The organism is Micrococcus endophyticus (genome assembly GCF_014205115.1).
In the GTDB taxonomy this organism is placed as follows: Bacteria; Actinomycetota; Actinomycetes; order Actinomycetales; family Micrococcaceae; genus Micrococcus; species Micrococcus endophyticus.
Genome location: NZ_JACHMW010000001.1, coordinates 2,585,791 through 2,600,492 on the forward strand (window position 1 = coordinate 2,585,791; position 14,702 = coordinate 2,600,492).

The following is a 14,702-nucleotide window of genomic DNA, read 5'->3' on the forward strand; positions in this document are numbered from 1 at the left end:
CACCCACGCGCGCGCCCACGCATGCGCCGAGCCACGCGCCGAGCCAGAGATATCCGCTGCGGAGACCGTGATCTCACGGCGGAAATCTCTGGCTCAGCGTCCTGGAGGGGCGGGAATCTCTGGCTCGGCGTCGGACGCCCGACCCGATCACCCGATCACGGCAGCATCCAGGACAGGACGTTGGACTGCAGGAACACGATGGTGCACACCATCAGGAGCAGCGCCACGGACCAGGGGAGCACGGTGCGCAGGATCTTGGACTCCTGCCCCTCCATGGACACGGCGGTGGCGGCGATGGCCAGGGACTGCGGGGAGATCATCTTGCCCACCACGCCGCCGGAGGTGTTGGCGGCCACCATGAGCGAGGGGTCGAGGCCGGCCTCCTCGGCCGCCGTCTGCTGCAGGGTGGCGAACAGGGCGTTCGCGGAGGTGTCCGAACCGGTGACGGCGGTGCCGAGCCAGCCGAGCACGGGGGAGAGGAACGCGAAGGCCGCGCCCACGCCGGCGACGGCGGTGCCCATGGCCAGGGTCTGGCCGGAGAAGTTCATGACGTACGCCAGGGACAGCACCAGCACGATGGTCAGCCCGGACCAGCGCATCTTCCAGAAGCACCGGCCGATCTCGGCGAGGGCGTCGCCGAAGCGCAGCGGGAACCGTCCGCCGCCGGTGAAGACCGAGTAGATCAACGCCACGAGCAGGCCGGTGATCAGCAGCAGGGTGCCGGGGGAGGAGAGCCACTGGAAGGAGTAGACGGTGCCGGTGATCGGCTCGCCCGCCGCGGTGACCAGGCGGCCGTCGAGGCCGGGCCAGGGGATGCGCACATTGGTGGAGGCGAGCCATCCGGCCAGGTCGAAGCCGAGGGTCCAGAGCTTGGCGATGCCGAAGACGGTGATGACCAGCAGGTAGGGGAGCACGGCCATCCAGATCCGCCCGGGGGTGAGGTCGCCGGCGGGCCGGGTGGGCGTGATCCCGAGGCGGGCGTCGGCCTCGGCGGCGCCCTTGGGCCGCCAGAAGCGCAGCAGCACCACGGCGGAGGCCATGGCCAGCAGGGAGGCGACGACGTCGGTCAGCTCGTACGAGAAGTGCGTGGAGGCCCACCAGATGCCGAGCGCGAAGGTGCCGCCGATGGTCAGCAGCGCGGGCCAGGTTTCGCGGATCCCGCGGAAGCCGTCGATGATCCACACGAGGAAGAACGGGACGAGCGCGGCCACGAACGGGGCCTGGTGCCCCACGATCGCCCCGATCTCGGCGGCGGGGATGTCGGTGAGCTGGCCGGCGGTGGTGATGGGGATGCCCACGGCGCCGAAGGCCACGGGGGCGGTGTTGGCCAGCAGCACCACCACGGCGGTCTTCAGGGGCGGCAGTCCCAGGGCCAGCAGCATGGTGGCCGTGATGGCCACGGGGGCGCCGAACCCAGCGAGGGCCTCGAGCATGCCGCCGAAGCAGAAGGCGATCAGCACGGCCTGGATGCGGATGTCCCCGCCGCCCACGGTGTCGAAGATGGCGCGCATGTCCTCGAACCGGCCGGAGAGGACGGTCACCTGGTAGAACCACAGCGCCATGACCACGATCCACACGATCGGGAAGAAGCCGAACACGGCGCCCTGCGAGGCGGAGAGCAGGGTGAGGTCCGCGGGCATGCCGAAGGCGAGGATCGCCACGAGCACGGCGGCGGTCAGGGAGACGAGGCCCGCCTGCCAGGCCTTGGCCTTGACCAGCAGGAGCATCACGAAGAAGGTCAGCAGCGGGATGGTGCCGAGGGCGGCGGAGAGCCCGAGGCTGCCGGCGACGGCGTCGGTGGTCGCGGTGAACGTGCCCACGGGGGCGCTGGCTTGGATGAGGGGGTCCACGGGGTCTCCTGGTGCTGGGGTGCGTGGTCAGACCACAGTCGTCTGTCCACGGACAGTAGATGGTGCACGTCACACTCGGCAACCTCCGTCCGGTGCGCGCATGCCCCGCGTCACCACGGCACGGCCGCGTGAGGGGGGTCACAGGCGCGGAGGGACTCTGCTATGGTCTGACCACACCTTGGGGCGACGCCCGTCCGCGCCCGCTCCACCACCCGTCGACCCCCGGAGGACGGACATGAGAGTCGCCCTGTTCGCCACGTGCATCGTGGACGCCATGTACCCGAAGGTCGCGCTCGCGACCGTGCGCATCCTCGAGCGCCTCGGCCACGAGGTGGTCTTCCCCCGAGGACAGGGCTGCTGCGCGCAGATGCACGTCAACAGCGGCTACCTCGACGACGCCCTGCCCGTGGTGAAGAACCACGTGCGCACCTTCCAGGGCGCGGACTACGACGTCGCGGTCGCACCCTCCGGATCCTGCGTCGCCTCCCTCGGCCACCAGCAGCCCATGGTGGCCCGCGCCGCGGGGGACGAGGCCCTGGCCCGCGACGCCGAAGAGGTCGCCGCCAACACCTACGAGCTCGCCGCCCTGCTCACGGACGTCCTGGGCGTCACGGACGCGGCCGCGCAGCTCGGCTCCTGGTTCCCGCACACCGTGACCTACCACCCCTCCTGCCACGGCATGCGGCTGCTCCGGCTGGGGGACCGGCAGGAACGCCTGCTGCGCTCGGTGGCGGACATCGACTACCGCGCCCTGCCGGACGCGGAGGAGTGCTGCGGCTTCGGCGGGACGTTCTCCCTGAAGAACCCGGACGTCTCCGGCGCCATGGCCGAGGAGAAGATCGGCAACATCGAGCGCACGCAGGCCCGGCTGTGCACCGGCGGGGACGCGTCCTGCCTGCTGCACCTGGGCGGGGTCATGTCACGGCGCGGGACCACCGCACCGGACGGCTCACCCGTCACCACCCTCCACTTCGCGGAGATCCTCGCCGCCACCCGCGAGAACCCGCTGGACGTCAGCGGCCCCGTGGACCTGTCCATCCCGGCGCAGGGACCCGCCCGCCGCCGTCGTCAGAAGGAGGCCACCCGATGACCCGCACCGCCCTGGGCATGCCCGCCGTCCGCCCCGCGCACGGCCACGGCAACATCGTCCTGGACGAGCCCTTCCCCTCCGCGGCCCGCACCCAGCTGGGCAACGCCCAGATGCGCGCCAACATCCACCACGCCACCCACACCATCCGCGGCAAGCGCGCACGCGTGGTGGGGGAGCTGCCGGACTGGGCCGAGCTGCGCCAGGCCGGCTCCGCCCTGAAGCAGCAGGTGATGGCGGACCTGCCCGCCCTGCTCGAGCAGTTCGAGCAGCGGGTCACCGAGCGCGGCGGCGTGGTCCACTGGGCCCGGGACGCCGAGGAGGCCAACCGGATCATCACCGGGCTCGTGAAGGCCAAGGGCGTGGACGAGGTCATCAAGGTCAAGTCCATGGCCACCCAGGAGATCGACCTCGAGCACGCACTGCAGGCGGAGGGCATCGCCGCCGTGGAGACGGACCTGGCCGAGCTGATCGTGCAGCTGGGCCATGACAAGCCCTCCCACATCCTGGTCCCGGCCATCCACCGCAACCGGGAGGAGATCCGGGAGATCTTCGTGCGGGAGATGCCGGAGACCGACGAGTCCCTGACCTCGGACCCCTCCGCGCTCGCGGACGTGGCCCGCGTGCACCTGAGGGAGAAGTTCCTCACCACCTCGGTGGCCATCTCCGGCGCCAACTTCGGCGTGGCGGAGACGGGCACGCTGACCGTGGTGGAGTCCGAGGGCAACGGCCGCATGTGCCTGACCCTGCCGGAGACCCTCATCACCGTGATGGGCATCGAGAAGATCGTCCCCACGTTCCAGGACCTCGAGGTCTTCCTCCAGCTGCTGCCCCGCTCCTCCACCGGCGAGCGCATGAACCCCTACACGTCCATGTGGACGGGGGTCACCCCCGGCGACGGACCGCAGGAGTTCCACCTGGTGCTGCTGGACAACGGCCGCTCCGCGGTGCTCTCCGACCCCGAGGGCCGCTCCGCCCTGCACTGCATCCGCTGCTCCGCGTGCATGAACGTGTGCCCCGTCTACGAGCAGACCGGCGGCCACGCGTACGGCACCGTCTATCCGGGACCGATCGGCGCCATCCTCTCCCCGCAGCTCACGGGCGTGCAGGAGGGGGCCAACGGCAGCCTCCCGTACGCGTCCTCCCTGTGCGGGGCCTGCTACGACGTCTGCCCCGTGGCCATCGACATCCCCTCGATCCTGGTGCACCTGCGCGATCAGGACGTGCGCGCCACCCACGCGCGCAAGAAGGAGGAGTCACGGGTGCCCCTGCCCTCGCAGATGGACCTGCTCATGGCGGGTGCCCGCACCGTGATGTCCTCCGGCACCCTCATGGGCATGGCCGAGCGCGGGCTGCCCGCGGGCCGGGTGGCCGCGGGCCGGGACGCCACCCTCGGGTGGCTGCCGGGGATCGCCGGCGGCTGGACGGACCAGCGGGACGTGCCCGCGCCCCCGCGCCAGTCCTTCCGCAACTGGTGGCGCGGCAACGCCGAGCACACCGAGGAGCGGGTGGCGCGCGACGGCGGACGCCGCGACGTCGCCGCCGAGGATGAGACCACGACGACGGACGGACAGGAGCAGCGATGAGCGAGGCCACCCCCACCACCGTCCCGGCCACCCCGACGCCGGGCCCGGGCGGGCCCGGAGGCGAGGCCCGGGCCGCGATCCTCGACCGGATCCGGCAGGCCCTGCAGGACGGCCCGACGCCGGACCCGGTGGAGCGGACCTACCGCCGCACCTCCGAGGCAGCACCGGGCGACGTCGTGGAGCAGCTGGTGGACCGCCTCGTCGACTACAAGGCCGGCGTGCACCGCGAGGACCTGAGCACCGTGGCGGACCGGGTCGCGGACCTGCTGGGAGAGGGCGCCCGCTACGTGGTCCCGCCGGGTCTGGACCCGGCCTGGCTGCCCGGGGACGGGCAGGGCCGGGTGCGGGTCACCGAGCCCACCACCGCCGACGCGGGGGCCCTGGGGGTGCGCGAGCTGGACGGGATGGACGCGGTGGTGACCGGCTCCACCGTCTCCTGTTCCGAGACGGGGACCATCTTCCTCACGGGCCGCCCCGAGGAGGGCCGGCGCGCCATCTCCCTGGTGCCGGACCACCACGTGTGCATCGTCCCGCTGGACACCGTGGTGGAGCTGTTCCCCGAGGCGCTCGCCCGGGTGGAGCCGACCGCCGCGATCACCATGATCTCGGGCCCCTCGGCCACCAGCGACATCGAGCTCGAGCGGGTCGAGGGAGTGCACGGGCCCCGGCGGCTGGACGTGATCCTCCTGGACCGCTGAGCCCTCCGGGACCGACGCGGCGGGGGAGGTCGCCGACCACGACGCCGGGCCGCGCCTTCCTGGGGAAGGTGCGGCCCGGCGTCGGGCAAGGGGCGGACGTCCGCCCGGCCGTCAGATGATCGAGCGGCCCTCACGGCGCGCCTCGCGCCAGTCCTTGAAGAACGCGGCCGCGATGCTGGCGAGGACGGCCAGCACGAGCACCGGCCACATGAGGACGTACAGGGTGAGTCCGAGGGTCATCGGGGTCTCCTTCGGGGTCGGATCGGTCAGTCGGTCACGACGCGCGGGCGCCGGCGGGCTGGGCCACGGGGCGGTCGGCGGCGTCGTCGGTCGCGGGGTCGAAGTCGCCGGTCACCCGGGCGATGCGGTCGAAGTCGAAGTCCTGGCCGGAGCGGACGGACATGCCCCAGCAGACCAGGAACGAGACGGCGTAGGCCACGAGCGAGCCGGACAGCGTCGCGTAGTCGCGCAGGAAGCCGAAGCCGACGAACGCCGTCGCCGCGGTCGCGAGCGCACCCACGACGACGGCGGCACGGAGCCCGAAGAAGCCGAAGGCCATGATCCCGAGGACCACGCCGACGCCGAGGATCGCCAGGGCCTCCACCACGAGCGCCCAGGCGCCGGTGAGCGGGATCCACTCGAAGCGCACGGGCAGGAACACGGCCAGGGCCGCGAGCACGCCCACGGTGAAGGCCGCGTTGGTGACCTTGCGCCAGTAGAAGGACGCGATCACGGGGAACACGAGGCAGCCCCAGAGGGCGCCCACGAACACGAGCAGGTCCAGGATGTTGAACCGCGCGGTGGCGAAGTACAGGGCGGCGGCGGTGGCCACGATCATGGTGACGCGGCCGATCAGCAGCATGGTCTTCGGGTTCGCGTTCTCACGGCCCACGGACTGGCCGTAGACGTCCGTCATCACGATCGAGGACAGCGCGGACAGGTCGGAGTCCGCCGTCGAGGACAGCGAGCCGATGATCATGAGGAACGCCAGGGCGACGACGGCCACCGGCAGGTACGTGGAGACCATCTGCGGCAGCAGGTTGTTCATGTCCCCGCCGACGGGCTCGACGCCCAGGTACAGGGCCATCACGCCGATCATGCCGACGCCGATCACGGTGCCGCCGTAGCCGACGGTGGCCGTGATGAAGGTCGGCTTGATGAGGTCCTCGCGCACCGCGAAGAGGCGCTGGGCGATGGTCTGGTTGCCGATCGCGTAGGCCAGCACGGCCGCGATGTACGGGGCGCCCTGGTTCATGAACGCCTCGGAGGAGAAGAAGTCCTGCTGCTGGGCGGTCACGTTGCCGGCCTGCACGCCGGCCTCGAACATGCCGGGGCCGCCGGCGGCGAAGAACACCGCGGGGATGATCACCACGGTGGCGCCGAGCATGGCCACCACCTGGGCGAAGTCCGTGAGCACGGAGGCGCGGAAGCCGGACCACAGCGTGTACAGCAGCACGCCCGCGGCCACGATCAGGATGCCCGCCCCGAAGGACAGCGGGGAGAGGATGGCGATCAGGGCGCCGCCGGCGATGAAGTTGGAGGTCAGCGAGATCACGGAGCCGAGCACGTTGGACCCGGCGAGCATGAGCTGCGAGGAGCGGCCGTGGCGGGCGTACATGACCTCGGCGAGCGTGTGGGCGCGCGGGGCGACCTTGCGGATGCGCCGGCCGAACGGGTAGATGAACAGGATCATCAGGGCGCCCCACAGGCCGTAGTGGATGGGCCCGGAGACGCCGTAGGTGTAGCCGGCGGTGACCGATGCGTACATCGAGGACGCCCAGATCCAGGTGGCCGTCATGGAGGCTGCGGAGACGCCGAAGCCGATCTTGTTTCCGGCGGTCATGTAGGCGTCGGCGTTCTCCTTCCTCCGGGAGATCGCCAGCGACATGAGCATGGTGCCGCCGTAGAAGAACACGACGAGCACGATCACGCCGATCACGCCGAGCTGGACCAGCTCGGCTCCGTCCTGGGAGGGCGGCATGGGACTTCCTTTCGCACGGGGACTGCGGTCGGTCCGGTCCGCAGGCGTGCCGGCATCAGGGCGCGGCTCCGCAGGGCGGAGGAGGCGTTCTGATCCCGACGCGGCGGGGGCCGGGTGGTGGAGGGCATCCCGCCGGGTCCCGAGTCCACGGACGGCGAGCTCACTGCTCAAGCCGTCGCGGCCCCTCGGCCCTGTGCGGCGCTGTCAACACCGGTGCCACCGGCGGCCGTGGGCGCACCGGGGACCCAGCGACCCTCACATGTTTCGGAGCGGAAAGGCAAACCCGGTGACCCGCCTCACGCCCGCGCCGCCGTCGCGGTCAGCTGGCGAAGTGCCCGGCGAGGGCGATCATCCGGGCGCGCCACGCGTCCGCGGACGGCCCCTCGTGCGCCGCGTCCACGGCGTTGAGCACGAGCCGCACGAAGGTCCACGCCCGCACCCGCTCCTCGTCCAGCCCGGCGGCCTCGGCCACGACGTCGGCGCGCAGCCGCACGTGGATCCGCGCGTTGTGCGCGGCGGCGGTGACCTCGGGCCGGTTCCACACGATCGGAGCGACGGCGTACGCGCCCTCGCCGGCCACGGGCTTGGGGTCGATGGCGAGCCACCGCCCGCGCCTGGCGACGTGCCCGCGTCTCGCGTCGGGCGCGGCCCCTGATGGTCCGTCGTCGGGCAGGGGCGCCAGGACGTTGCCGTCGTGCAGGTCCTCATGGACGAGCCGCGGCTCGGGGGCGCTGTCCACCAGCCGGCGCAGGTGGGACCGGGCCTGCACCTGGAGGCGCCGGGGCACCGCGGCCACGGGCGCGGCGAGCGTGCCGTCCCAGCGCTCGGCCTTGACCGCGACGGCGTCGAACTGGGGCGTGGCTGGGCGGTCCAGGGCGCGCAGCAGCCCGCCCACCGCCTCGCACGCGTCCAGGACCGGCTCGAGCGTGAGGGGCCGGTCGGCGTCGAGGCGCTCGAGCAGCAGGGCGCCGTCCGGCGGGCTCGCCGCGTGCAGGCGGACCGCGCCGGCGCCGTCCCACAGGCGCAGGGCGAGGTGCTCGTGGCGCGCCTCGAGGTGCGGCCAGGTGAGCTTGAGGACGGCCGGGCGCAGGGTGTGCCGGCGCACGGGCAGCACGAGCGCGCCGTGGCCAGTCCACGGGGCGCCCGGGGCGTCCGGGTCCAGGGTGAGGTTCCAGGCGGCCAGCCGCTCCTCCACCAGGTGCGGCAGCCGGGCCAGCCAGGCCTCGCCGGAGACGGCCTCCCCGCCGGCGGCCGCCAGCAGCGGGTCGGCAGGCCGCCGCGCGATCCGCTCCGCGAACGCGCGCGGGACGAGCTCGGACGGGGCGGCGCCGGGCGGCGCGGGGGAGTCGGGCATGGCGGGCACGCTACCGGGCCAGAATGGGGGGATGCCCGCCTTCGCGTCCCCGTCCGCCCCCGCCTCCCGACGGCGGCGCCGCGCGCTGGCGGCGCTGCTGGCCGTCGTCGTGGTGGTGCACCTGGTGGTGCTGTACCTGCCCGGGAACGACGTGCCGCAGACCGGCTTCGAGGTCCCCGGGCTGGACAAGGCGATCCACGTGCTCGCGTTCGCGGTGCCGACGTGGGCGGCCGTGCGGCTGGGATCATCGTGGTGGTGGGCGCTGCCGTTCGCGGTGCATGCCCCCGTGAGCGAGGCGGTGCAGCACGCGTGGGTGCCGCTGCGCACCGGCGACGCGTGGGACATGGTCGCGGACCTGGCCGGCGTCGTGCTGGGCGCGGCGCTCGCGTGGCGGGCGGTGCGGCGCGAGGTCGAGGCGCCCGGGGAGGTCGGGGAGGTCGGGGAGGTCGGGCGAGGCGACCGGATTGGAGGATCGGGCCGGCCGGGCGTATGATGTCCGGGTGCCCTTCCCCCGGGAAGTGCATGACCTGGGGCTATAGCTCAGTTGGTAGAGCGTTTCGTTCGCAATGAAAAGGTCAGGGGTTCAATTCCCCTTAGCTCCACATCCGGCGAAGGGCCGAGGGCATCAGCTCTCGGCCCTTCGTCATGTCTGGGGGTGTCCGGGGGTCGCTACGGTGGATCGATGACCGATGCCGCTGCCGTGCTGGGGGCCTTCTTCGCTGCGGAGGACGCCCGGGACTGGGAGACCTACAGGTCGTTCCTCCACCCCGACGTCGAGTGGGTCCTCGGTGACCGGGTGATCCGGGGGATCGACCGCTACGTCGAGGCGATGCAGGCGGCGTACGGGGACGACGACGTCCGGTTCCGCTGCGAGTGGAGCCACGTGTCCGAATCCGGCTCGCTGGTCGCGGCACTGCTCGTGGACGACGCGGGGCGCCGCTCGCTGGACGTGTTCGAGTTCAAGGACGGACTCGTCTGGAAGGAGCACGAGTTCCTCCTGGGTCGGACGGCCTCGGCCGTGGAGCCTCGGTCCCTGCCGACGCAGGGTGAGCCGCGATCGACGGAGGCGACCGAGCGCCAGTGAGGTCGACATGCGCCTCCTGAGTTCCCCACCCGGCCCAGGGCCGAGAGCAGATGCCCTCGGCCCTCCTTCATGCCCGGGGCGTCATGGCGGCGGCGACGCCCCGCCGGCTCAGTGCGAGGCCGTCGTCGCCGTGGAGAGCGCGAGCCGGGACCGGCCCAGGTCCACCTGGCGGGCGTCGCGGAGCTCGACGCCGTCCCAGACCGGGGCGCCGTCCAGCGCGTGCCACGCTCCACCGTGCCGGACTGGCCCGGTGTCGTGACCCTTCGGATCGACGGAAACGGCCGGGATCGACGGGCGTTCCGTCGATCCCGACCGTTTCCGTCGATCCGCCGGGTGGAGGGGTCCGAGCGAGTGGGGACGGCGCCACCCCCCCCCCGCGCCCACCCCCCCCGCCCCACCGCCCCCCCGCCCCGGACACACGGCGCCTTCAGGCTTTCCGGATCCGGGGTTCCGGGTCTATGGTCTCCGGGTACCGCCGCGCGGGATCGCCCCAGGTCAGCCGCGCTTCACCCGTCCGCTCGCCGCGGACGGCCCCGGAACGGGGCCAGACGAGAGGGGCTGCCGATGCGCATCAGCGTGCTCACCCACATGCTGCATCCGATCCGCTCCCCGTACGCCGGCGGCCTCGAGATGCACACGGCCATGACCGTGGAGCACCTGGTCCGCCGCGGCCACGAGGTCACCGTGTACGCGCGCGAGGGCACGCGGCTGCCGGCCGACGTCGTCCCCGTGCTGCCCGCCGAGGGCGCCGGGCCCGGCAAGGAGGGCGACCGGCTGCGCGAGGAGGCCACGCGCCGCGCGTGCGAGATGGTCCTCGCGGACGGCTCCGACGCCGTCCTGAACAACAGCCTCTCCCCGGCGCCGCTGCAGCTGCTGCGCGAGCGCCCCATGGTCACCGTGCTGCACACGCCGGCCACGCTGGCGGAGGTGCTGGCCGTCGTCGACCACCCGGACTGGCGCGCCCCGCAGCACCACCGGTGGGCCTGCGTCTCCGCGTCGAACGCGCTGGCCTGGCAGCATCGGCTGCCGCGCGTGGACGTGGTGCCCAATGGGATCGAGCTGCACCACTGGGTCTCGGACGCCGCCCCCGTGCCCGGCCGCGCCGTGTGGTCCGGGCGCATCACCGCGGAGAAGGGGCTGCACGTGGCAATCGACGCCGCCCGCCTGGCTGGCATGGAGCTGCACTTCGCCGGGCCGATCTCGGACGAGGCCTACTACGCCCAGGAGATCGTCCCGCGCCTCGGCCCGGACACCGTCCACCACGGCCACCTGGACCACGCGACCCTGCCGCACATGCTCGCCACCGGCGAGGTCTTCCTCGCCACGCCCCTGTGGGCCGAGCCGTTCGGCCTGGCCACGGTGGAGGCCATGGCCCTCGGCGTGCCGGTGGCCGCCCTGCTCTCCGGCGCCATGGGGGAGATCGTGGCCCCGCAGGCCGGCGCGCTGGCCGTGCACCACACGGCGGAGGCGCTGGCCGTCTCCATCCGCCACGCCCGCCGCAAGGACCGCGGGCGCGTCCGAGCGTGGGCCTGCCGATTCAGCGCGGAGACCATGGTGGAGGGCTACGTGGACCTGCTCGAGCAGGCCGCGGAGGACGCCCGCGACGGCGAGCTCGTGTGAGCGACGGCGCGGCGGTGGTCTCGCGGCCGGGCGCATCCGCGCGGCCCTCCCGACGACGGCGCGTCCTCTACTACGCGCACCAGCACGGCTCGGGGCACGTGCGGCACGCCGCGAACCTGGCCGCCACCGGGGCGTTCGACGTGACGGTGGTCAGTGCGCACCCGGACGCGGCGCGCATGCTGCCGGCCGGCACCCCGGTGCTCCCGCTGCCCTCGGACGTCGTGCCCGGGCACGTCCAGCCGGAGCGATCGCCCCTGCACTGGACGCCCGTGGGTCCGCAGATCCGCGACCGCTTCGCCGCCCTGCACGACGCCGCGCGGGACGTGCGCCCGGACGTGTGCGTCGTGGACGTCTCCGTGGAGGCGGCCCTGTTCCTGCGCCTGGCCGGCTGGCCCGTGCTGCACCGCCGGATGCACGGTGAGCGCACCGACCCCGCCCACGCGCTCGTCTACGCCGAGGCCGACGGCCTGTTCGCCCACTACGCCGAGGAGCTCGAGGACCCCGCCTGGCGGGAGGCGCACGCCGGCCGCACCGCGTTCCTGGGCGTCCCCGACGTCACCGGGCGCCTCGGCGCGCGGGCCACGACCACCACGGCCACGACGACGGCGGCCGGCGGCTCCGCCCCGCGGGTCGCGGTGATCGCGGGCACCGGCGGCGGCGGGGTGCGGGCCGCGGACCTGGCCCGGGTCGCCGCGGCCGTGCCGGAGGCGACGTGGGAGGTGTACGGGCCGGTGGCCGGTGCGGACGAGCTGCAGGCGCCCGGCGGCGCCGCGGGATCCCGCAGCTCCGACGCCGACGCGACGACCGGGACCGCGCCGACTGCCGGCGTCGCCCTGCCCGCCAACGTGACCCTGCACGGCTGGGTGGAGGCGCCGGCGAGCCGGGCCGCGGAGGCCGACGTCGTGGTGGTCTCCGCCGGGCACAACGCCGCCGTGGACGCCGCCCGCTCGGGCCGGCCGGTGGTGCTGGCGCCGGAGCCGCGGCCCTTCGACGAGCAGCACGTGTTCGCCCGCGAGGCGCGCCGGGCCGCCGGCGTGCCGTGGTGCGCGTGGGAGGACCCCGACGCCGACTGGGCCGGCGCCGTCCGCGGCGCCCTCGCCGACCCCTCCGCCGCCGACCGCCTGGCCGCCCTGTTGCTCGTGGAGCCGGGGGAGTACCGGCGTCGCTGGGAGACCGCGGTCGAGACGGCGCTGGAGGCCACTCAGGGCTGACCGCCGCCTGCTGGGCGCACTACTGCCAGGTACGCGTCGATCTACGTGGCAGTACTGCGCCCAGCTCGCCCCGGCCAGCTCGCCCCGCCCAGCTCGCCCCGGCCAGCCCAGCCCCAGCCCGCCCGCCCCCGCTCAGTACGCGGCGTCGTCGCGCCGTGCCGCGGCCAGCTCGTCCGCCGAGGGGTGACGCAGCAGCTCGAGCCGCTCGCCCTCGGGGTCCCACGCGATCAGCCCCGCGTCCGCGAACGCGCGCAGCCACCCCTCCATGGCCCACCGCCCGTGCACGGCGCGGAAGCGCCGCGCGTTGACCAGGATGTCCTCGAGGTGGTGCAGCGGCGGGGTCATCACCCCGTGGTGCTGGTGGAACGCCTCGGCGGGGCTGAACCGCAGCGTCAGGCCGGCGTCGCGGGCGCGGAAGGCCAGGTCCGTGTCCTCGGCGCCGTAGCCGGTGAAGCCCGCGTCGAAACCGCCGATGCGAGCCAGGTCCGCGCGGTGCAGCGCCAGGATCAGCGTCCACACGAGGTGCCACTCGTCCGAGGGCCCGGCGGTCAGGTGCGCGCGCGCCCGGTGGGGCACGGAGAGGCGGCGCAGCAGGGCGTCGGCACGGTGCGAGGTCAGGTCGGCCTCCTCGACGGCGCGGGTCCAGCCCGGCCGCAAGTAGCGGGGCCGGCCCATCACCACGGACCCGGGGTGGGCCGCGACCTCGGTGGCCAGCACGCCGACGGTCTCGGCCGCCGGGATGCAGTCCACGTCGAGGAAGACGAGGATCTCGCCGGTGGCGAGCTCGGCGGCGCAGTTGCGGGCCTGCGCCAGCGGCAGGCCGGCCTCGGCGGCCACGTGCCCCACCGTGACGGGCAGGCCCGTGGCCGGCACGCGGCCGTCCGGCTGGCCCATGAACACCACGACCACCTGGTCCGGGCGGCGGTGGGAGCGTTCCAGCCCGGCGATCACGCGTGCCAGGTGCTCGTCCCGGTGCCCCGTGATGACCAGCACGGACACGCTCGGCAGCGCCCCGCGCGCCCGGGCGAGGGCCTCGCGGTAGACGGCCACGTGGGCGGCGGCCACGCGACGGCGCTGTCGGGCCCGGGCGGCCGGGTCGGCGGGGGCCGTGCGCGCGCGGGCGCGCACCAGCGTCTCGAGCGCGTCGGCGAGGGAGTCGGGGTCCTCCGGGTCGAACGCGGCGAGCGAGTCGGGGCTCAGCCAGGCGCCGGACTGGTCCGCGATGTGCCCGATGTCCGCGACGGCCACCGGCACCCCCAGATCCCGGCACATCTCCACCCAGCCCGAGTGGGTGCCGATGCGGTACGGCAGCACGGACACGTCCACGTCGCGCAGCAGCGCGTGCAGGGCGGGGTCGTCGAGCCGGTCGTGCTGCCACAGCTCGAAGCCGTGGTGGGCGCAGCCTGCGCGCAGCGCGGCCAGGGCGTCCTCGTCCTGCACGGTGGCCTGGACCTCCACGGTCACCCGCGCGTCGACACCGCGCTCGGCCAGCGTCCCGACGGCGGCGGCGAGCACCGGCAGCAGCGCCACCGGGGCCACCTGGGCCCGCAGGTCCTTGGCGTGCACCAGCAGGCGGGCGGGGGCGGCCGCGCCGTCGTCGGACGCGTCGGGGGGCAGCAGGCCGGGGGCGTCGTCGGCGCCCTGCGCCGCGAGGTCCTCGAGCGGGACGATGTGCGGGTGGGGGACCACGAGGGCGCGCACGCCGTAGTCGCGGGCGAGGGTCGCCGCGGCGCCGGGGGTGAGCGTGAGCACGGCGTCCGCGCGGCCCAGCAGCACGGCCAGGCGGTCCCGGTGGGGGCCCTGGTCCGTCAGGTGCGGGTTCTCGAGGTCGTGCACGGTCACGACGACGGCGCCCCCGTGCGCGTGCTGCGCGCCCAGGGCGGCGGCCAGCTGGGCGGGGCTGAAGTGCTCGAAGCCGAAGTGCACGTGCAGCACGTCCGGGCGGTGCTCGGCCAGCCACTCCGCGTCCAGGGCCCGGGGCGGCCACCACTGGTGTGCGGGCGCGCCCGGCACCGTCGGGTCCGGCAGGAACTCCACGTCCGGCGCGGCGCCCGGGTCGAGGGGGCGGATCGCACGGGTGTACGGGTGCTGCGCGGGCACGTGCTGGACGGTGATGCTCACGGGGGAGGGCCTCCTGACCTGGGGATGCGATGCCGCGCGGGCGGCGTGTCCCCGGCTGAGAACGGGGTGGCGAAAACTAGTCTGACAGGGCAGGATCACAGAACCGGCAC

At 74.1% G+C, this 14,702-nt stretch carries 12 protein-coding genes and 1 tRNA gene; 8 read left to right on the forward strand and 5 right to left on the reverse strand.

The window, feature by feature from the left end:
- Window positions 1-155: 155 nt before the first annotated feature.
- The gene (locus HDA33_RS11985) at window positions 156-1,820 is read right to left on the reverse strand and encodes an L-lactate permease (protein ID WP_184173965.1); all 1,665 of its coding nucleotides are present in this window, start codon (window positions 1,818-1,820) and stop codon (window positions 156-158) included.
- 265 nt (window positions 1,821-2,085) lie between these two features.
- On the opposite strand from HDA33_RS11985, the gene HDA33_RS11990 reads away from it, so the two are divergent.
- Genes HDA33_RS11990 through HDA33_RS12000 form a run of 3 tightly spaced genes read left to right on the forward strand, consistent with a single transcriptional unit; the run spans window position 2,086 to window position 5,221 of the window.
- A complete protein-coding gene (locus HDA33_RS11990; RefSeq protein ID WP_017487979.1) occupies window positions 2,086-2,940 on the forward strand; it encodes a (Fe-S)-binding protein in 855 nt (284 codons plus the stop codon).
- The gene (locus tag HDA33_RS11995) at window positions 2,937-4,523 is read left to right on the forward strand and encodes a LutB/LldF family L-lactate oxidation iron-sulfur protein (RefSeq protein WP_184173502.1); all 1,587 of its coding nucleotides are present in this window, start codon (window positions 2,937-2,939) and stop codon (window positions 4,521-4,523) included. The genes HDA33_RS11990 and HDA33_RS11995 overlap by 4 nt, the downstream gene beginning before the upstream one ends.
- Window positions 4,520-5,221, forward strand: a complete 702-nt coding sequence (locus HDA33_RS12000) for a LutC/YkgG family protein (protein ID WP_221433001.1) — start codon at window positions 4,520-4,522, stop codon at window positions 5,219-5,221. The genes HDA33_RS11995 and HDA33_RS12000 overlap by 4 nt, the downstream gene beginning before the upstream one ends.
- 111 nt (window positions 5,222-5,332) lie before the next feature.
- Here the strand turns inward: HDA33_RS12000 and HDA33_RS12575 are convergent, their stop codons facing one another.
- The 3 genes from HDA33_RS12575 to HDA33_RS12010 all read right to left on the reverse strand — a co-directional run bounded on the left by HDA33_RS12575 (window position 5,333) and on the right by HDA33_RS12010 (window position 8,556).
- Window positions 5,333-5,461: a putative transporter small subunit gene (locus HDA33_RS12575; protein WP_017487981.1), complete on the reverse strand. Its 129-nt coding sequence runs from the start codon at window positions 5,459-5,461 to the stop codon at window positions 5,333-5,335.
- Window positions 5,462-5,495: 34 nt separating this feature from the next.
- Window positions 5,496-7,202, reverse strand: coding sequence for a sodium:solute symporter family protein (locus HDA33_RS12005; protein WP_184173504.1), 1,707 nt, complete (start codon window positions 7,200-7,202; stop codon window positions 5,496-5,498).
- A 319-nt stretch (window positions 7,203-7,521) separates the two neighbouring features.
- A complete protein-coding gene (locus HDA33_RS12010; protein ID WP_221433002.1) occupies window positions 7,522-8,556 on the reverse strand; it encodes an aminoglycoside phosphotransferase family protein in 1,035 nt (344 codons plus the stop codon).
- A gap of 31 nt (window positions 8,557-8,587) precedes the next feature.
- Here HDA33_RS12010 and HDA33_RS12015 point away from each other — a divergent pair, with 31 nt between their 5' ends.
- The 5 genes from HDA33_RS12015 (at window position 8,588) to HDA33_RS12035 (ending at window position 12,471) form a co-directional block, all read left to right on the forward strand.
- Window positions 8,588-9,049 carry a VanZ family protein gene (locus HDA33_RS12015; protein ID WP_184173508.1) on the forward strand — a complete coding sequence of 154 codons (462 nt, stop codon included), beginning with the start codon at window positions 8,588-8,590 and terminating at the stop codon, window positions 9,047-9,049.
- 36 nt (window positions 9,050-9,085) lie between these two features.
- Window positions 9,086-9,158: transfer RNA gene (locus HDA33_RS12020), tRNA-Ala, on the forward strand.
- A gap of 80 nt (window positions 9,159-9,238) precedes the next feature.
- Window positions 9,239-9,640 (forward strand): nuclear transport factor 2 family protein, encoded by a 402-nt coding sequence (locus tag HDA33_RS12025; protein ID WP_184173510.1) that lies wholly within the window; start codon window positions 9,239-9,241, stop codon window positions 9,638-9,640.
- Between the two features lie 564 nt (window positions 9,641-10,204).
- The gene (locus tag HDA33_RS12030) at window positions 10,205-11,260 is read left to right on the forward strand and encodes a glycosyltransferase (protein ID WP_184173512.1); all 1,056 of its coding nucleotides are present in this window, start codon (window positions 10,205-10,207) and stop codon (window positions 11,258-11,260) included.
- Window positions 11,257-12,471 (forward strand): glycosyl transferase, encoded by a 1,215-nt coding sequence (locus tag HDA33_RS12035; protein ID WP_246416959.1) that lies wholly within the window; start codon window positions 11,257-11,259, stop codon window positions 12,469-12,471. Before HDA33_RS12030 ends, HDA33_RS12035 begins: the two co-directional genes overlap by 4 nt.
- A gap of 132 nt (window positions 12,472-12,603) precedes the next feature.
- Here the strand turns inward: HDA33_RS12035 and HDA33_RS12040 are convergent, their stop codons facing one another.
- Window positions 12,604-14,592 (reverse strand): glycosyltransferase, encoded by a 1,989-nt coding sequence (locus HDA33_RS12040; RefSeq protein ID WP_184173514.1) that lies wholly within the window; start codon window positions 14,590-14,592, stop codon window positions 12,604-12,606.
- Between the last annotated feature and the right edge of the window lie 110 nt (window positions 14,593-14,702).